Genomic DNA, 18,446 nt, shown 5'->3' with positions numbered 1-18,446 from the left:
TTAAGAAGTAAATTCTTTTTTACTCCAGATCCTTACACAAGCACCAAAACCAACTAACATAATAATGAGTGCAAAAATATATAAAGAATTGCTAGTGGTACTCAGAGTATGAAAGATACTTTGAACTGATAATAAGAAAAATGAAAGTTGGCTAGAAACATACAAACAACCTACATATAACCCAATTAATAAGAAAAAGCTAATAACCGCATTTGAAATAATTACACTAATTAAACTAGCAAGAGCTAAACAGCACATTTGAATGATGAAAAAGAGACCATACACTTGTACTGTATATAATATAGCTTCTATAGCATTCTTCTGTTGACCATAAAAAGTAAAATCATTATCTGGTTTTAAGAAGATAAAACCAAACGCTATACCAATCCCTAGAATAATTAATAAATGTACTAGTACCATTAAGGCAAGAGAGAACCATTTTGAAATTAGAAATGATTTTCTTTTAAAAGGTCTAATTAAAAAAAGACGATATGCCCCTGAATTATATTCTACATTAAGGCTATTTAGAAAAAAAACAGGCATAAAAATCAATGTAAGTAAGAATGAAGATTCTTTTAATAAAAACCATGGAAAATTCCAAGTATTTAGAGGTACTTGCTGATCGTTATTATAAATTCCAACTCCATAGTATCTTAAAAACCATGCTTGAAGAAGTACAATTACAGTAAAGATTCCAATCATCCACTTACTTTTTTTTTGACTCCAAAGTCTCTCCCATTCGCTTATAAATAATGCTTTCAATTAAAACCCTCCCTAATTCAAATAAAATAATCTCTTTTCACAAATGTCCAATAAGCAATTAAACCAAATAGAGCAATGTATACCGTTTGAACTAAAATGATATAGGAATTTAGATTGTTAGTTGATGAAAGTAAAAATGCTATTCCCGTGTGCTGAATTTTCACAATAGACATGTACATAAGGTGAATCACTGTGCTGTGCCCGATAATCGTTTGCGTCGAGAATTCTAAGAGCTGAGGAATGGCGATTGCTAAGAAAATAAAGCCAACCCCTGCCCCAAGTGTAATCATTGTACTTCTGCTTATTGATCCCAATAATGTAAAGACTGACACAACGCTAATCATTGTCACAAAACAAGCAAAGAAGTATTTAACGTTATATAATAAAGCTGCTGTCAAAGATAATTTCTGCTCATCTAAAAATGTTATTAAGGTATCAACCTTGGGAAAAAAGATATAACCAGCAACAGTATTTAAAATCCAAAATAGAGTTAAATACAAGAACATGGTTGTTAAAATAGTAGCTAATTTTGCTAAAAAAAGTTGAGTTGTAGAAAAAGGACGAATGAGGATCATTCTTAACTGCCCATTTTCTATCTCATTAGCTATAACCGTAGAAATTAGTATTATAGCTATGATATTAAAAGAAACAACGAGATGTTCAGAAATGCTGATTATAGGAAAGTTTAAGGAAGTTACATAATCTGGTTGCCCTGGTGACACTCGTTCATTCCAACTCAAGTAATATTTAACTGAACCTATCGACATCAAGGGTATAAAAAATAGTATGATCCATGATATCTTTTGGGACCATAATCGTTCTAACTCTGAAGTGAAAAGTCCTTTCATGATGTCATCATCTCCACAAATACATCTTCTAGTCTCTTACTTGGATCTTTAATTAACTCCTCTTTGCTTCCTTGTGTAACAAGTTTACCGTTACGAATAATGACAAGACGATCACACATTTGTTGAATTTCGTCAAGTAAATGACTAGAGATGAAAAATGTTAGGTTTTTCTTTTCTCGAAGTTCAAGAATTAATTCCCTTAATTCTCTCATTCCCATAGGATCCAGACCGTTTGCTGGCTCATCTAATAAAATGACATCTGGTTCTCCTAAGAGGGCTTGAGCAATTCCCAGCCTTTGTCGCATACCTAATGAATAATTCTTGATTTTTACATCCGCATCCTCTGTTAGTCTTACAATGGATAATGCTGCCTCCACCTGTTCTAACTGTTCTTTTCTCGATAGGTCAGGATATAGTCTCGCTAGATTTTGTAACATCTTTCTTCCTGACATGTAAGGGAAAAAGATAGGGGATTCTATAATCGCTCCTACATTTCTTAAAGCCTGTTGTCTATCTTTATTTACATCTTTACCCCCTACCATTATTGAGCCTTCAGTAGGACGAATAAGTCCTGTAAACATTCGCATAACAGTTGTTTTTCCTGCTCCATTGGGTCCCAAGAAGCCGCATATATCTCCTTTATACACCTTAGTTGAGAATTGGCTTACAATATTCTTTCCACTCACTGCTTTTGTGATGTTATTTGCTTCTAAAACAATTTCTTTTTTCATATTCAATCCCTCCTTATGGTTTAATATAAAAGACAAATATAAATAAAAAATAAAGAAAAGAAAAAAACTCACATTTTTGTGAGTTTCAGTTTGTAGACAAAAGGGGTTCGGAATTAAAAAATTCTGAACCCCTTTTGAAATTCCCTTTGAATTTTCGCCTAAAGTTAAGAGATTGGGGCTCTACGAGCCCACTATGTTAGGCCATTTTTGGACCTCGCCATGTCCAATTGGCCATCTTCTTTAAATTAATGGCAGCGAAAGTAAGCATCGCCTGCATCGACAATTTTTTAAGTCCCCTTAAAGTAGTCCAACGCATACCATGCTTTTCTTTTGCATCTGCGAATACACGCTCAATCGTTTCTTTACGTTTTGCATATAGGGGTACCACCACATTGCCATCAAGTTAAAGTTTTGTAGTGCCCCCAGAACGAAATTTTGTACTTTCTTGTATAACTTATAAGCTCAATTTATCGTTTTGGGGGGTGACCTATTTTCTTAGCTTGATGGGCATGGGGTAGCGTCAGGAAAATGCGGATTTACAACGTTAAGCTGTTCTAGGAAGTGGAAATCGTTGGTGTAGTAACGATAAATGTGTTGAGACAAATTATACGAGACACTAGTAAGCCTTGTTTCACGTAATATTGACTCCATATCAATAGGCTAGACCCTATTGATACAAGGGGTTCTATCTTAACGTTATAAATTGTCAAAACCCTGACGTTACCCCTACATAAAGTTTAGTGAAAATAGATTTAAAATGATCTAAGATACTTGACTGCCGTCTCAGCATAAATCTCGGCAGATTCAACTAAGTTCTCCACTGAAACCCGCTCATCGTACCCATGGATAGTGTGTTCCAGCCCAGGACCGTAAAGGACGGTATCAATGCCATGGCGCCGGAAGTGACTGGCATCACTTGAACTCAGCAAAAGTACGCTGAATACGGGTTCCTCCCTTCCGAGGACACGCTGGATTCCCAGTTCTATTTCCCTCACAATTGGACGATTCTCTAAGGTCCAGTTCGGGTTAGTACAGGGTACCATTGGCTCTACAACCGCATCTGGCGCTACAGCACTAACAAGATTCCTAGCGACATCAAGTACAAACTCGGGCTTCATACCGAATGGAACCCGGGTATCCACTTTAATGATACACTTGTCTGCGACGACGTTCACATTTGTTCCACCCTGGATTACACCTGGATTGTAAGAGGGACGATAAAGTAACTGTGACAGTAAGGGATTTCCTAGGAACCACTCAGTATTGTACAAAAGTTGACCAAGCTCTGCCGGAGGCGTTGCCTTGAGCTCCAATAGCTTGGTTAGTGCTTCGACCGCGGCTGCCCCTCTTCGTACGGCGGAGATTCCATAAAGCGGTTGTAGGCTGCCATGCCCTGTCTGACCTGGTATGATCACCTGCATCCATGCCTCGGCCTTTTCACCGGCATTCGGATGGTGGGGGTCCGTTGGTTCACCAATCAGACAAGCATCACCCTTAATCAATCCTTGATCCAGGAGCGAAGCCACCTCAATGCCGCCAGTCTCTTCATCCGGAGAGGCAATAACTCCTAGGCTACCTTTCAAATTAAGAGTGGGGGCGAACTCCTGAAGTAGTCCCGCCACAAAAATCAGTGCTGCCAAGCCTCCTTTCATATCGGATGCTCCCCGACCCAAAAGCATACCTGCTCTGACTTCTCCTGAGAAAGGATCGAAGGTCCAATGTGAACGATCGCCTGCAGGTACGACATCTGTATGTCCGCAAAATAGGAGCCGTGGACCAGGTATCCTGGTTAAGGGAGCATCACAGACCACGGTAACCAGCGCATTTTCGCTACGGCGGTGCTCGGTAATCAAGAACCCTTTTCCTGCTAGGTATCGGCTAATATGGCGTCCCATTTCTGCTGACCGCTTCTTAAACTCGGGCGATGGATTTTCAGATGGAATTCGAATAAATGAAGCAGCAAGTTCGACTAATTCCTGTTGCCTTGACCTTATCAGCTGCCGGATCATTCTGGTACTCATATAAATACATCCCCTCCATGTCCGGCATCAGCCGCAGTATTTCTATACTATTCTATGTGCTGTTCTTAGATCATATTTCTGGGGTTAAAGGTGGGGAAACATTTGATACGTGTTATTTAAAGTCGCGTTCAATGCTTTAGTTAAACTTAATGAGCCAAAGATATATAGGGGTAACGTCTTGAAAATGTGCCTAACGTTGTAAATCCGCATTTTCCTGACGCTACCCCAAATTTGAAATCAACTACAATCGACCAAATTGGCGTGATGCTTGTTTAACTAACGCACCCGTTAGCATTCCTGTAGATCGTTAAATATCAGGTTTGAAAAAAATAGAGCCCCTCAGTAAGATATGAGTATAGAGTCCAATCTAACTCAAAGTCTTAAGGAGGAAGCCCTACTATGAATGTTAAAATGCAAAACAAACAAAATCAACTAATTGAAAGAATTACGGATCAACATCTAGTTGTTGGTGTAGATATTGCCCAACATGTACACGTGGCCCGTGCTGTAAACTATCGGGGCATTGTGGTCGGGAAACCTTTGTCTTTTGAAAATAACGAAGAGGGTTTTACTAGCTTACTAAACTGGATCAAGGAACTAAAATACATGAAAAACTTAGACACCACGATAGTCGGAATGGAACCTACCGGTCATTATTGGATAAACCTCTCAAAGTGGCTAGTCAAACAAAACATAGATGTCGTCACGGTCAATCCTCACCATGTCAAAAGAAACAAAGAAAATCGTGATAATACGCAATCCAAAAGTGATAAAAAAGATGCCCTTGTCATCGCTGATATGGTGAAGAATGGCTACTATGCCTTCGTTCGTTCCACTTCAGAATCATTTGAAAAACTTCGTGTCCTTATGGCTAACCGAGATGTGCTCGTTAAGCGTCTTGTTAGCTCCATCAACCAAATTAATCGCTGGGTGGATGTTGTCTTTCCCGAGCTCCGGGAAGTGTTTAAAGACGTATCATGTAAAGGGGCCATCGCAACCCTACGCCTCTTTCCTACCCCAGCTGAATGATGTTCCTTACAGCCTCAAGATATCGTAACCGGGTGGAAAGTATGTATGAAGCGACATTCCGGGCATAAAAAAGCCCATTCCCTGCTTGCGTTGGCCAAGTTCAATTGGTACGAAACAAGCCCTTGATGCGTATAAACTTCACTTGGAACAGTTATTAGAGGAATATGATCTCGCTTCATCCCAACTCGAAAGAGTGACGCAAGAAGTCACAAACGTCTTGGAACAGATTCCATTCGTTAAGCAAATACTTGCCATTAAAGGAATCAGTGAGATTTCACTGGCGGGCATCTTAGGCGAAGCTGGAGATCTGAGTGGGTTCGCTCACGGGAATGCGCTCCTTCGTCATGCAGGATTGCATCTCGCTGAAGCAAGCTCTGGGAAGTGGAAAGGCCAAATTGTTCTTTCCAAACGTGGAAGATCATGAGTCTGGTGATGAATAATCCTGAGTTTAAAGCCCTACACTCGAACAATGTTAAAGTGAAGAAGATAAAGAAAATGAAATCCATCATGAAACTATGTGGAAAACTCGCCCGTGTCCTAGTAGGGATTGCTCGTAATGGCTCTGCCTATAAACCGGAAATGGTCTTCCCTCTTGAACAACTAGCAGCGTAAATTTACATTCACATTGTGATTAACGAAAGTTGGCTTATTCGTAGGATTTCAAAGAAAGCACGAAGTACCGGATGTAATGAACAAAAGGGCAATGACCCGTTCCGTTAGCAAAACCGGCCTCCACCCCTTGGATAGGCATGACGAAGGAATGAAAGGGCATAGGATTATGACCCGTTGAGACATGGGAGGGAAAGCCTCCAGGGGCAGCGGCAGCGTGGAAAATGCGTGCAGCATATGTAATAATATGGGATTTTTAATAGATCCCCTATTTCAATCTGCCCTCATCTTATCAAAACGGTCCTATCTCTTTCATTCATCTAAAGCAACCTATACCATGTGGTTTGAAATCCTGCGAATAAGCGAGTATTCGTGAGCATTATCTATTAAACTGAGGGAGTTCATTAAGGAAAAACAAATTCCAAGTATTGATTTCGGTTTATCATTTTTATAAACGACTAAATTTTATTTAAAACAGTACATCTTTTTTGTAAACGATACGACTTAATTTTTAAAACTACATTTCTTGCAACGTTTCTAATACGCTTAATGTCTAATGGTTGAAAGGAGGATTATACATGAGCGATCTGAACAAAGTAAAAAAGGCTATGGCTGGAAATAAAATAGCCTTTCAAGAGTTAGTTTTACAAGAAAAGGATACTCTCTATAGAATGGCTTATATCTATATGAAAAATGAAAACGATGCGCTGGATGTTGTGCACGAGAGTGTTTTTAAAGCGTATAAATCAATTAAAAAATTAAAAGAACCCAAATACTTTTCAACCTGGTTAACGAGGATCATAATCAACACTTCATTAGATTTTTTGAAGAAAAAAAAATTATATGATGTGGTCCCGGTCGATTACGAAGAGGTTCAAGGAGATATAAATAATTCTAAGGTGGAAGAACGACTAGATTTGCTTCATGCAATTGACCAGTTAGAGGAACGGTTCAAAACACTCATTCTACTTCGATATTATAAAGATTTATCAATAAAAGAAATTGCACGCGATTTTAATTGTCCTGAAGGGACGATAAAAGCTCAGTTACATAGAGCAACAACCAAACTAAGAATGAATCTTAAGGAGGGTACGGTTCATGAAGAATATCCAAAAAGAAATGGAACAAATTAATGTTCCTAAAACGAAACTTGAAGAAGCTATAAATAGTGCAATTGATAAAGGGAATAGAAGAGTAAGAAGAAGAAAAATCTTTACTGGAACTGCAGCAGCTGGAATATTCCTGACGATTTCTTTGGGTTATTTCTCCACCTCCCCTGCGATGGCAAGCTTTGTTTCTACTATTCCCATTTTAAATTCGATCATTGAACCTGAAAGTAATATTACAGAAAGAATCGATAGTAAACTGGAAGCTGAAGATATTAATTTAAGCTATGTGAGTGCAACATATAAACCTGATAAAATCATTGAGGTAGGGGTTTTAAGCAATAATAATGAAGATTTTTCACCTATAAAGGAAAACGTAACGAATATAGTTAAGGATGTTTTACAGAAAGATAATTTAGATGCTTTTTCTGTAAAAGTATTTAAAGTAGATAAAGATGATGTTCAAAAATCAGCAAAAGCTATTGAAAAACCAGCTTCCTTTGAAAAGGAAATTATGGATACATTAAATGACCATAATATAAATGTAGTTGCTTATGGCATTTCAACAAAGTCTAAAGAGGTCAATATGAAGATAAAAGCTTCACCAGAGTACTTTAAGGACATAAAACAAAATACAGAAGATATGATTCGTAAGATTCTTGTCTCAAACAACCAAACTGGATATTCCATTAATTTAAAACGACAAGACGTGTACGATGATAACGTGGCAATTTACATTTTACCTTCATTAGATGAGGAAATAATGGGTAAAAAAATGTATAACGCAACTAGTATCTCGTACTCCCTAGATCCTGAACTAACTATAATCATTAAAACATCAATTCCAGATAGCTCAGCTGGATCAAGAGAATTAGGAACTAGAATAGAACGCAATATAAAAACAATCTTATCTTCAGAAAAAACAAAGCCTTTATTGGAAGGACAACCTTATTCAATCAAAATATATAATCAAGAACAGGAACAGATAAATCTTTAATCGAATTTCCGTTGTAGCCTTGAACAAAGTTTGATCAAATTAATACAAGAAACCTTGATAAATGAATAATAGAAAGGGCATGTTTTGAAAAAAGATTAATCAAAACATGCCCTTATACTATTTAATTGGATTATTCTTTTATAAAAAAGATTGATCATTTTGTGATCCTTAATGAACTAGTCGAGTAGAAAGGAGCCTTCCTACCTTACGGTAAATTGTACTCCTCCCCCTCACAGAACCGTGCTTGCGCTATTAACGCACACGGCTCCTCCTAGTCATCGTTTACAGAATGTAGCCAATCTCTTTTCTTAGTTCATAGATATTCACTTTGATTCTTGGTGAAGGCAGTGGATATTTACGGAGAAAGAGATTAAATTTATCCCATGTAAAGGACTTTCTTTGGCTTCTTCTGTTTAGCCATTTAAATAGTAAGTATTCGAGTCTCTCTTTGAAGTTGTTAACCATTTGTATGTTATCGGTCATACAATAATAGTTGTAATAACCTATGAGTGAGCGTTTAAATCTATCCATGATCGTATGAATATCTTTATTTCTATTAATCTTCAACCATTCTTTGGATTCTTTTAGTTTACCTTGGACTTTCTTATTACTAGATTTCCGTTTCACTCGAAATTTCCCTTGTTTGCTTTTCCCGCAATAATGAGTAAACCCTAGGAAATCAAAGGTATCCGGTTTATTGCTCCCATCTCGCTTTGCATTATTTTCTGCAAACCTTCCAAAGGGTATAATTTTCGTTTTATCCTCGGCTATCTCCAAGTTAAACTTCTTCAATCTAAGCTTTACTGAATGGGAAAATTGCTGAGCTTCACTTTTATGTTGAAAACAACAAACAAAGTCATCTGCATATCTTACTATGTAGGCCTGCCCTTTACATTGTTTCCTAACCACTTTCTCAAACCATAAGTCGAGAACGTAATGGAGATATACATTCGCTAATATCGGAGATATTACTCCACCTTGCGGTGTACCGTTATCTGTTTTGTACTTTTTACCTTCCTCCATGTATCCACCTTTAAGAAACCTGCTGATTATTCTCAGTAGGTTAGGGTCGGTGACTCGGAGGTCCAGGAACTCCATCATCCACTTGTGGTCAACGTTGTCAAAGAAACCTTTGATATCTACATCCACTACATAGCTTACTGATTTCTTTTCAATATAATGGTTCAGTATTTTCAGCGCATCATGGCAGTTTCTATTCGGACGGAAACCAAATGAACAAGCTAGGAAGTCATTTTCATAGATAGTATTTAGTATTTTTGTAATGCCTTTTTGTACAATTTTATCCTCATGTTCCGGTATCCCCAAAGGCCTTTTCTTGGTTGAATTGAGTTTTGGGATATACATCCTTCTTACTGGAACAGGGCGATAACTTTTGCTTTTAAGCCTACTTACTAAATCCTTTATATTTTCTTCCAAGTTTTCGCTGTATTGTTCTTTAGTCGTTCCGTTAACACCAGTAGCCTTTTTATTAGGTAGTTCAAGATGACATTGTGTTAGCGATTGCTCATTTAATAAATGCGCAAGAGATGTAAATTTCATTTTAGGCTCAGATTTTGCTAATTCTGCTATCCTTAGTAGTTTTGTTTCCATTTATAATACCTACCTCTGTGTGTAGTAAATGTTTCCCTAGTAAGGGTGATAACTGGTAGCTAGCCTTCCCTCCATCGGCATTACCCAACTTCATTGGTACTACGCTGCTATCCGACTCCCTACACGGCATTTGGTTTCCTTACTTGTTATCGCTTGTACACCATACTCTTCAATAAAATAGAAAAGACCGGAAGGGTCTCCCGAGTTGCCGCATCATATCAATGTATAACGTGCCAAGGTCTCTGACTCCAGAGAGGCTTTATCCTTCTTGCCTTTAACGAAGAATAAAATGTAGCTTTCTGCTGCGCTTAAGGCATCAGCCCTCTCGATTTACTAACATTATGGAGCTCAATCCCTTCAACCATTTGGCTTTCGGCCCGTCACCTAACTGTCTACGCTTAAAGACTAACGTTACCATTAGCCCTCCAAGACTCGCTACGAGCGAATGGCTAATTCTTACTCGACGGGAATCCCACCCGCTATATGATACGACCTAGGCTCGGCCGCACAAGCACCCGTTAGTTTAAGTACACTTTTTCACAATCCCTCTTTATATTAACAAGGCCTTTTTAAACTTTAATATAATTGATCACTCTTTTTTATAAATCTACAATACAAGTCTCTTTTGGGGAGAAAATATGAACATTGCAGGCGTCAATGGTAAATTTCTGACTGACCGACAGGGAGGGAATTTAAGGAGTTGCCTTTTACTATTTCAAACAGCTGACCAAATTCATTTGGTTTGACGGTCTTTCAAACTAAAAGGATTGGCAAGTGCCGAGCGTGCTCTGCCAAGATTGGCGGGGGTGGGGTGGTTGATGTTGGTTTTTATTGAATAACAAACTCATTAGATAATGAACAATAAAAAAAGGAGACGCCCATAAAGGGTATCTCCTTCCTTTACCATATTGATACCGGGCAATTTTCTATTCAGTCCAACCAGTTTGGCGCTTAGGCATAACTTCATCTCCAAATTTATTAATTATCTTTTTAAGTATTAAATTCAGATAAGATTTTTTCTGGATGTCATTCCCGGGGTCATGAATTCCTCTCCAGTTAATTCGGATGCTATTTCGTCTATAAATTGCGTTGAGGCATTTTTGATAAACTCTGATAATAACCAGTTATGTTGACTATTTAAATGTTTAGAAAGAATTACAGGTTCATACCTAGATAATTCACTTAACCTATGCATTGCTGCAAATATTAAAATCATTGAATTTCGTGGTATTATTCCATCTATCTCATCTCGTTTGATGTACCACAGTCTTGATAAGCCAGAAATGTAACTAAGTTGTTTTCTCAATTTATAGTGATAAGATGATATTTTTTTCATTTTGTTAGAATCATCATTTTTCCATCTAAATCTTGTTTTGTATCTAACTACGAAAGTATCAGGAAAATTCATATCCCTCTCAAAGTTTTTTTTAAGTTTATTTAGAGTATGACCATTTGCATACTTTGGATCCACTACTGCAGAAAACCAACTTTCTGAAGAACCCTTTTTTTTAACAAAAAATGCTTTGTGGATAGGTATGTATAACTCTTTTTTTGCTTCAGAGGTATATGTTAGACAATAGGCTCTATGAATGAAAGGAAGGTTATAAAGTAAATTTTTCAGTGTGTATTGTTCATTATCTTGGACTGGATCTCCTAAATAATTGCATAAGGCAGAGATAATCCCAGATGTTTTAAATTTGATATATTCATTACTTAGGGACACACGACTTTCTCTACTCCAACCTGATACTCCATGTAAATCTGAATAAGAAACCTTATTTACAATTAAAAGTGTCTTTACTGCATTTAAAAAACAATAATATATCGTCAACGGGGATGAGGTTAAGGGTAGCATGGTAGAAGCTTCATAAAACTGAAGAGACTGCTGCCAATAGAATACAGCTTCATCATTATGATTATTTCTTTTTAGCCACATTTCTACATAATCCCATGGATCATCCACTAAAACGGTTTTCCCTAGAAAATTAGGGTTTTTTATCGACTTATGTAATGTTAGTTCTTTTCCTTTGTAGCTGATAATATCTGCCATTATTCTATAACCTCATTTCACAAATAAAAAACACACGTTCGATTACATTTATTGTAATTGATAACATGTGCTTTTTAAATAAGTATATTGTAAATATAACGACTTTATTTGTAATTAAACAACTTTATTGTCACTACACAGAAACCTTGATAAATGAATAAATAGAAAGGGCATGTTTTGAAAAAGATAAATCAAAACATGCCCTTATACTAGTTAATTGGATTATTCTTTTATAAAAAAGATTTATCATTTTTGTGTTCCTTAATCAACTAACGCACCCGTTAGTTTAAGTGTATCATTTCACAAACCTTCAGTTGTTTTTTGGGATAACCCCATGCCGGAAAAAGAAAGGACGACTGCATTAAGCCATCGCCTTCCATTCTGTAAGCTGTTTCGATTGTTAAACCGAAATGATACCGCCTGTTGGGACTGGGACTGATGGACCGGTTACTTCAATGTCTGCATCAACAAACAACCCATGAGGGAAAGTCGCCCCTGCATCGTCAAAAGCCAAATCCGGCCCAGAACCAAATATTCTCCCAGCAATTACTTCTACGCTAAGTTTGTTTTTCTTTTCGTTGCGGTCAATATCGCCCCAAAATGAAAAACGCCATGTTCCGAAAGCCGGAGGAGAAGCGGGACCGGTGACTACGATGAGGAGGGTATGGTGAGGGAGAACTGTTACTGTCCAGTTACCATTTGGTGGAGACGAAATTTCCGGGTTTTGAACGCCAGGAGCTACCCCAGGAGAGGAAAATTCCACTAGGAAATTCGCAGTAAGCGTTTTTGAACTCGGATTTTTGAAATAGATGTTGATCATATCATTGCTATCTGGCGCTTGGTTATCAACGGGCACATGAAATACACCAGTTGTAATTGCCTCTACCATATTACCACTCTCTTCTGATGAACTTTCTTCAAAGTTGTTATTCAAATAAACTCTTCCTTTCAATCAATAAAATTTTTTTTCCTAAATATAATTTATTCGTGATACAGCTTTTTTGTATGGATCAATTTGCTGATAAAAAAACACAAGTTTCGAAAATAAGAGAATTAGATTAAATGTCTTCTTATACTCAATACAAAGAATTATTTAGCTTTACCTAGTACACGCCAAATGGTCAGCTACCTCTTCCTGCTACTTTCATAGTGAGGTGGTTTTGGGATGTCGCTCTCAACTACAATGAAATTGGCATTACCAAACAACATAGTCTGATAATTGGAGTGTCTGATAGTTAATCCTTCTTCCACTATCCTGCCCCTTTAGTTGAAAAAGCAATTAAAAAATAAGCTGCCGCAGCAACTCATTTTGAACATTAACTATAGCACCTGTTAGTTGAATCTAACTTATTTTTTCTTTTGTCTATACATATCGATAATAAATAGAATAAAAAATGTGGCTCCAACTACTATGTCTCTATGAAGAATTGCAGAAACAGAGAAAGTTAATACTAAAACAAGTATTGTTATTTTCTTATTTTTAGACATCAGAAGAAAAATAATAGCTATGATTACATCAAAACCCCAATCATACAAATCCATAAGGTGTTATTTCACATCCAAATATATACTAATTAAGATTAATTATGCCTTTTTTCTTTTCTATGAAAACAATAGTATTTTACTACACCCAACTTATTTTACATATGGTAATTTAATACTTTGTTTTTATACTTCTTATAAAACTATCCTGCCCCGATAGTTGCATAAAAAAAAAGCCGCCTTAAAGACAGCTCCGATCTTCAGCTATAGCACCCGTTAGCATTCCTGTAGATCGTTAAATATCAGGTTTGAAAAAAATAGAGCCCCTCGGTAAGATACGAGTATAGAGACCAATCTAACTCAAAACCTTAAGGAGGAAGCCCTACTATGAATTTTAAAATGCAAAACAAACAAAATCAACTAATTGAGAGAATTACGGATCAACATCTAGTTGTTGGTGTGGATATTGCCCAACATGTACACGTGGCCCGTGCAGTAAACTATCGGGGCATTGTGGTCGGAAAACCTTTGTCTTTTCAAAATAACGAAGAGGGTTTTACTAGCTTACTAAACTGGATCAAGGAACTAAAACACTTGAAAAACTTAGGCACCACGATAGTCGGAATGGAACCTACCGGTCATTATTGGATAAACCTTTCAAAGTGGCTAGTCAAACAAAACATGGATGTTGTCACGGTCAATCCTCACCATGTCAAAAGAAACAAAGAAAATCGTGATAATACGCAATCCAAAAGTGATAAAAAAGATGCCCTTGTCATAGCTGATATGGTGAAGAATGGCTACTATGCCTTCGTTCGTTCCACTTCAGAATCATTTGAAAAACTTCGTGTCCTTATGGCTAACCGAGATGTGATCGTTAAACGTCTTGTTAGCTCCATCAACCAAATTAATCGCTGGGTGGATGTTGTCTTTCCCGAATTCCGGGAAGTGTTTAAAGACGTATCATGTAAAGGGGCAATCGCAACCCTACGCCTCTTTCCTACCCCAGCTGAATGATGTTCCTTACAGCCTCAAGATATCGTAACCGGGTGGAAATCATGTATGAAGCGACATTCCGGGCATAAAAAAGCCCATTCCCTGCTTGCGTTGGCCAAGCGTTCAATTGGTACGAAACAAGCCCTTGATGCGTATAAACTTCACTTGGGACAGTTATTAGAGGAATATGATCTCGCTTCATCCCAACTCGAAAGAGTGACGCAAGAAGTCACAAACGTCTTGGAACAGATTCCATTCGTTAAGCAATTACTTGCCATTAAAGGAATCAGCGAGATTTCACTAGCGGGCATCTTAGGAGAAGCTGGAGATCTAAGTGGGTTCGCTCACGGGAATGCGCTCCTTCGTCATGCAGGATTGCATCTAGCTGAAGCAAGCTCTGGGAAGTGGAAAGGCCAAATTGTTCTTTCCAAACGTGGAAGATCCCGCCTGCGGCGTTACCTTTTCCTTGCGACCATGAGTCTGGTGATGAATAACCCTGAGTTTAAAGCCCTACACTCGAACAATGTTAAAGTGAAGAAGATTAAGAAAATGAAATCCATCATGAAACTATGTGGAAAACTTGCCCGTGTTCTAGTTGGGATTGCTCGTAATGGCTCTGCCTATAAACCGGAAATGGTCTTCCCTCTTGAACAACTAGCAGCGTAAATTTACATTCACATTGTTATTAACGAAAGTTGGCTTATTCGTAGGATTTCAAAGAAAGCACGAAGTACTGGATGTAATGAACAAAAGGGCAATGACCCGTTCCGTTAGCAAAACCGGCCTCCACCCCCTGGATAGGTGTGACGAAGGAATGAAAGGGCATATGATTATGACCCGTTGAGACATGGGAGGGAAAGCCTCCAGGGGCAGCGTGGAAAATGCGTGCAGCATATGTAATAATATGGGATTTTTAATAGATCCCCTATTTCAATCTGCCCTCATCTTATCAAAACGGTCCTATCTCTTTCGTTTATCTAAAGCAACCTATACCATGTGGTATGAAATCCTGCGAATAAGCGAGTATTCGTGAGTATTATCTATTAAACTGAGGGAGTTCATTAAGGCCTTCTATGTATGTTTCAAAAAAGAACTTATAAGTTCAAATTTTGAATCATTTCTACCCTATTACCAAATGGGTCTCTAAATTCAAATCGTTCAAAATTTGGAATTGGAACACCATCAAGTATTTGTATATTCTCTTTTGTTAATCTATTTTTCCAATATGAGATGTCTTCTACTTCGTAAGCAATATGTGCTTTAGTTTTCAATCTATCAAAATCATCTTCTGTTCCTATATGTACATCTTTATCACCGACTTTTAACCAAAATCCTCCTCGTCCTTTAAGGGATTCGGGTTTTTCGATTTCTTGTAAACCTAAAATACCACAATAGAAATTTTTAGCCTTTTCTTCAGTCTCCTTTGGAATAGTTATCTGAACGTGATGTAATCCTTTAATCATTTTAGTACCCCCAATGAATTCAAAGTTTTCCCAAAATTCTCCTTTGATACAAGGATACTAAACTTCCAACGTAAATAAAATTTTATATTATTTATAAAAATACATAAGAATCTCTTATGGTTAATGTTTTATATTTATAGTTACATCTTCCACTACCCTGCCCCGTTAGTTCTTTATGACATTATGTTAAGAATTGAAGCCATTTGTGTTCTGGTTCGTGCAATTGTATAGCGTAATGAAGCCATTTTTTCCTCTGATTATCTAGTTTGTCTATTATCGCCATAAAGTCTTGATGGTCTTTTTCTCTTGTGTTTTTTACTTTATATAAAAGTACAATTTCTGGATTTAGATAAGGAATGCCTGTATCAGAATAACTCCAAACTGACTTAAGTGGATGGGAGATCGTTAAATCCCTTCTGAATTTCCAATCATTTTCCTTTGTTTCATTTAGAAGAACTTCTAATTTATCTCCATTTGACTTATTCAAAGCGTGTATTTCGTGAATAGGTAACTCTAAAAACTCATTTTCCCAAGTGTAGAATTTACCTTTAATAACCTTTTTAAAATCCCATTCTTTAAGATATTCCTTCAGATATAATTGGTCTTCCCGAAATAGTGCAATCTCGATATCTTGATGTTCTCTTGTTTCTCTGCCGATAAAAAGATCAATTGCCCAACCACCTGCAAAGAACCACGTTTTATTAAACCCTGACATTAAAGAAGTAATGCTATGACATTGCTCAAATGGCATATGAATCCCCCAAACTAAAAAACTTATATCCTTATCTATTCTTTTTCTATTTTGAAAAACCTCTACTGAATCCTTACGCAACTAACCTGCCCCTTTTGTTCCATAAGAAAAAACTGCCTTAAAGACAGCTCTGATCGTTAACTAAGCACCCTTTAGCTGAATAAGATTTTTTAGTTCCTATTTCTACACTGTTTTTGACTTTCCTTTTCAGAAATCCCTTTTTGTATTCTAACCATATTGATTTCAACACCCTTTTCTGGAGTATCAGTCAATGTGAAATGAATTCTATCAAAAGGAACGTCACCATGATGTGAACTATAATTTAACGCACTTGCATAAACAATATGTCTGCGAGTATCACCTTTTATTCTTTCGATTTCTATTCTTGGACACAATATAAAATCTGAATATTTTTGGTCAAGATACGAATAGTATCTTGCATATAATGTTTCTTCAAGCAATTCATTTTTAGGAACTCCATTCACCCTACCAAGAGTAATCCAACAAACACTATGCAGATTCTTTTCACGAACTATTATCACCTCAGGACTATTCTTCCTAAATGTTAATTCCCTTATTCCACTAAACTGCCCCGATAGTTTATTAAATACAAAATAAAAAGGACCCTGGTCCCTTAAAAATACTTTCTATACAAATCTCTTCGCATTGCACCACTTAGATATGCATAAATTTTTGTGGTTTCACTTTTTTCATGGCCCATTAAATTTTGAATCACTTCCAAAGGCGCTCCATTATTCAATAATTTTGTGGCGTAACTATGTCTAAGCTGATGAGGATGAATGCTCTTTTTAATGTCCGTTCTCTTTGCTATCAGTTTTATAACGTTTCTCGCTTGAGAAATACTCATTCGGTGGGGGGCGCGTGTTGTCACAAAGAGTGCTTCCTCATGATCTTTTCGCTCACTTAAATATCGCTTCAACCATATTTCACAACGAGTATTAAAATATACTTCTCGTTCTTTATTTCCTTTTCCTAATACGATTGCTGATTGATTAGAAAAATTGATTGATGTCCTATCTAGCGTTATTGCTTCACCAATTCTACATCCTGTTGAGTACATAAACTCAAATAAAGCATTTTCGAATGTTGTATGACAAGCTTCCCGCAAATGTTCAATTTCCTCTTCAGACAAGTATTTTGGAACCCTTAATTCTACTTTTGGTTCCTTTATTTTTGAAGCAGGATTTCCATTAATTAAATTTTCATCCTGAGCCCATCTAAATAAAGATTTAATAAATCGAATTCTGTGTCCCAGACTAGATGGCTTAAGCTTTTCAGCTGCTTTTCCCAGATAAACTTTTAGAGAATTAGTTGAAAGTTCTTGAATAGATATATTTCCAAAACTATTCACTAACAAGTTAAATTGGACGTTATAGGCCTTTAATGTTTGTGAAGAATAACCTTGGATTTGCTTATCTGCCTTATATAAACTCCATACCTCAGTTAAGATCATACCTGTTTCTCTCCCATCTATACCCTATTAATAGACAGTATAGACAAAAGAAGAACTATTATACTAGATTAGTAGAAACAATAACACCTGGTAGTTAAAGAGGAAAAAGCTGCCATAAGACAGCACCGATCTTCATCTAACGCACCCTTTAATGGAATAACATGACTGACGTTTTTAAAAAACTTTATTATGTTTTAAACGACTTTTTTGTAAATTAAAAAACTTTATTTTCACTTAACGTCTGAAATAACTCAAATGGATTTCATAGCGAACATATATGTCGTTGAAATGTGTGTCTGCAGATAGAAAAATAATAATTTTGACCACGATGATATGGGCGAAATATAAAATAACCTGCAAGGCACAAGCACTAATTAATTTCGACCAACTAATTTTATACCTATAACAGTTATATATGAATCATCATCGAAAGGATGATTAGATTTGTGTAATAACATTGGTGATATAAACATTTCAAAACACCTCATAATAATTGTAACACTTCAATAAATGTAA

The 18,446-nt window shown here is 36.8% G+C and carries 13 protein-coding genes and 3 pseudogenes; 4 read left to right on the top strand and 12 right to left on the bottom strand.

The window, feature by feature from the left end:
- From UP17_RS08460 to UP17_RS08440, 5 genes and pseudogenes are all read right to left on the bottom strand, one after another.
- Positions 1–762: an ABC transporter permease gene (locus UP17_RS08460; protein ID WP_061462517.1), complete on the bottom strand. Its 762-nt coding sequence runs from the start codon at positions 760–762 to the stop codon at positions 1–3.
- A 17-nt stretch (positions 763–779) separates the two neighbouring features.
- A complete protein-coding gene (locus UP17_RS08455) occupies positions 780–1,610 on the bottom strand; it encodes an ABC transporter permease (protein WP_061462516.1) in 831 nt (276 codons plus the stop codon).
- Positions 1,607–2,341, bottom strand: a complete 735-nt coding sequence (locus UP17_RS08450; RefSeq protein ID WP_061462515.1) for an ABC transporter ATP-binding protein — start codon at positions 2,339–2,341, stop codon at positions 1,607–1,609. Before UP17_RS08450 ends, UP17_RS08455 begins: the two co-directional genes overlap by 4 nt.
- Before the next feature lie 196 nt (positions 2,342–2,537).
- Positions 2,538–2,720, bottom strand: a pseudogene (locus UP17_RS08445) (transposase); the annotation flags it as partial.
- Positions 2,721–3,093: 373 nt separating this feature from the next.
- Entirely contained in the window at positions 3,094–4,362 is a 1,269-nt protein-coding gene (locus UP17_RS08440) for a M20 family metallopeptidase (RefSeq protein ID WP_061462513.1), read from the bottom strand.
- Positions 4,363–4,761: 399 nt separating this feature from the next.
- Between UP17_RS08440 and UP17_RS08435 the strand changes: the two are divergent.
- The 3 genes and pseudogenes from UP17_RS08435 (at position 4,762) to UP17_RS08425 (ending at position 8,103) form a co-directional block, all read left to right on the top strand.
- A pseudogene (locus UP17_RS08435) lies at positions 4,762–6,003 on the top strand (IS110 family transposase).
- Positions 6,004–6,578: 575 nt separating this feature from the next.
- Entirely contained in the window at positions 6,579–7,133 is a 555-nt protein-coding gene (locus UP17_RS08430) for a sigma-70 family RNA polymerase sigma factor (RefSeq protein WP_061462512.1), read from the top strand.
- Positions 7,099–8,103 (top strand): DUF4030 domain-containing protein, encoded by a 1,005-nt coding sequence (locus UP17_RS08425; protein ID WP_061462511.1) that lies wholly within the window; start codon positions 7,099–7,101, stop codon positions 8,101–8,103. Before UP17_RS08430 ends, UP17_RS08425 begins: the two co-directional genes overlap by 35 nt.
- 282 nt (positions 8,104–8,385) lie before the next feature.
- On the opposite strand, the gene ltrA is transcribed toward UP17_RS08425, so the two are convergent.
- The 3 genes from ltrA to UP17_RS08410 all read right to left on the bottom strand — a co-directional run bounded on the left by ltrA (position 8,386) and on the right by UP17_RS08410 (position 12,698).
- Positions 8,386–9,714, bottom strand: a complete 1,329-nt coding sequence (gene ltrA, locus UP17_RS08420) for a group II intron reverse transcriptase/maturase (protein WP_061462510.1) — start codon at positions 9,712–9,714, stop codon at positions 8,386–8,388.
- Between the two features lie 1,003 nt (positions 9,715–10,717).
- Positions 10,718–11,764, bottom strand: a complete 1,047-nt coding sequence (locus UP17_RS08415) for a YaaC family protein (RefSeq protein WP_061462509.1) — start codon at positions 11,762–11,764, stop codon at positions 10,718–10,720.
- A 400-nt stretch (positions 11,765–12,164) separates the two neighbouring features.
- The gene (locus tag UP17_RS08410; RefSeq protein ID WP_053344630.1) at positions 12,165–12,698 is read right to left on the bottom strand and encodes a hypothetical protein; all 534 of its coding nucleotides are present in this window, start codon (positions 12,696–12,698) and stop codon (positions 12,165–12,167) included.
- Positions 12,699–13,633: 935 nt separating this feature from the next.
- Here UP17_RS08410 and UP17_RS08400 point away from each other — a divergent pair.
- A pseudogene (locus UP17_RS08400) lies at positions 13,634–14,908 on the top strand (IS110 family transposase).
- Between the two features lie 428 nt (positions 14,909–15,336).
- Here the strand turns inward: UP17_RS08400 and UP17_RS08395 are convergent.
- The 4 genes from UP17_RS08395 to UP17_RS08380 form a co-directional block, all read right to left on the bottom strand.
- The gene (locus UP17_RS08395) at positions 15,337–15,705 is read right to left on the bottom strand and encodes a VOC family protein (protein ID WP_048687544.1); all 369 of its coding nucleotides are present in this window, start codon (positions 15,703–15,705) and stop codon (positions 15,337–15,339) included.
- A 181-nt stretch (positions 15,706–15,886) separates the two neighbouring features.
- On the bottom strand, positions 15,887–16,456 hold the full coding sequence (locus tag UP17_RS08390; protein WP_061466030.1) for a nucleotidyltransferase domain-containing protein: 570 nt from the start codon (positions 16,454–16,456) through the stop codon (positions 15,887–15,889).
- Positions 16,457–16,626: 170 nt separating this feature from the next.
- Positions 16,627–16,998, bottom strand: a complete 372-nt coding sequence (locus UP17_RS08385; protein ID WP_061462507.1) for a hypothetical protein — start codon at positions 16,996–16,998, stop codon at positions 16,627–16,629.
- A 92-nt stretch (positions 16,999–17,090) separates the two neighbouring features.
- The gene (locus UP17_RS08380; protein ID WP_061462506.1) at positions 17,091–17,930 is read right to left on the bottom strand and encodes a tyrosine-type recombinase/integrase; all 840 of its coding nucleotides are present in this window, start codon (positions 17,928–17,930) and stop codon (positions 17,091–17,093) included.
- Positions 17,931–18,446: the final 516 nt, after the last annotated feature.

Origin of the sequence: Peribacillus simplex, from assembly GCF_001578185.1 — a bacterium.
GTDB classification, from domain to species: domain Bacteria; phylum Bacillota; class Bacilli; order Bacillales; family DSM-1321; genus Peribacillus; species Peribacillus simplex_A.
This window is presented reverse-complemented; position numbering and strand designations above follow the sequence as displayed.

What these genes read in the sequence shown, in the direction of transcription:
- UP17_RS08455 (WP_061462516.1), bottom strand. Translation starts at nt 1,610, where the DNA reads ATGAAAGGACTTTTCACTTCAGAGTTAGAACGATTATGGTCCCAAAAG.
- UP17_RS08450 (WP_061462515.1), bottom strand. Translation starts at nt 2,341, where the DNA reads ATGAAAAAAGAAATTGTTTTAGAAGCAAATAACATCACAAAAGCAGTG.
- UP17_RS08440 (WP_061462513.1), bottom strand. Translation starts at nt 4,362, where the DNA reads ATGAGTACCAGAATGATCCGGCAGCTGATAAGGTCAAGGCAACAGGAA.
- UP17_RS08430 (WP_061462512.1), top strand. Translation starts at nt 6,579, where the DNA reads ATGAGCGATCTGAACAAAGTAAAAAAGGCTATGGCTGGAAATAAAATA.
- UP17_RS08425 (WP_061462511.1), top strand. Translation starts at nt 7,099, where the DNA reads ATGAAGAATATCCAAAAAGAAATGGAACAAATTAATGTTCCTAAAACG.
- ltrA (WP_061462510.1), bottom strand. Translation starts at nt 9,714, where the DNA reads ATGGAAACAAAACTACTAAGGATAGCAGAATTAGCAAAATCTGAGCCT.
- UP17_RS08415 (WP_061462509.1), bottom strand. Translation starts at nt 11,764, where the DNA reads ATGGCAGATATTATCAGCTACAAAGGAAAAGAACTAACATTACATAAG.
- UP17_RS08395 (WP_048687544.1), bottom strand. Translation starts at nt 15,705, where the DNA reads ATGATTAAAGGATTACATCACGTTCAGATAACTATTCCAAAGGAGACT.
- UP17_RS08390 (WP_061466030.1), bottom strand. Translation starts at nt 16,456, where the DNA reads ATGCCATTTGAGCAATGTCATAGCATTACTTCTTTAATGTCAGGGTTT.
- UP17_RS08380 (WP_061462506.1), bottom strand. Translation starts at nt 17,930, where the DNA reads ATGATCTTAACTGAGGTATGGAGTTTATATAAGGCAGATAAGCAAATC.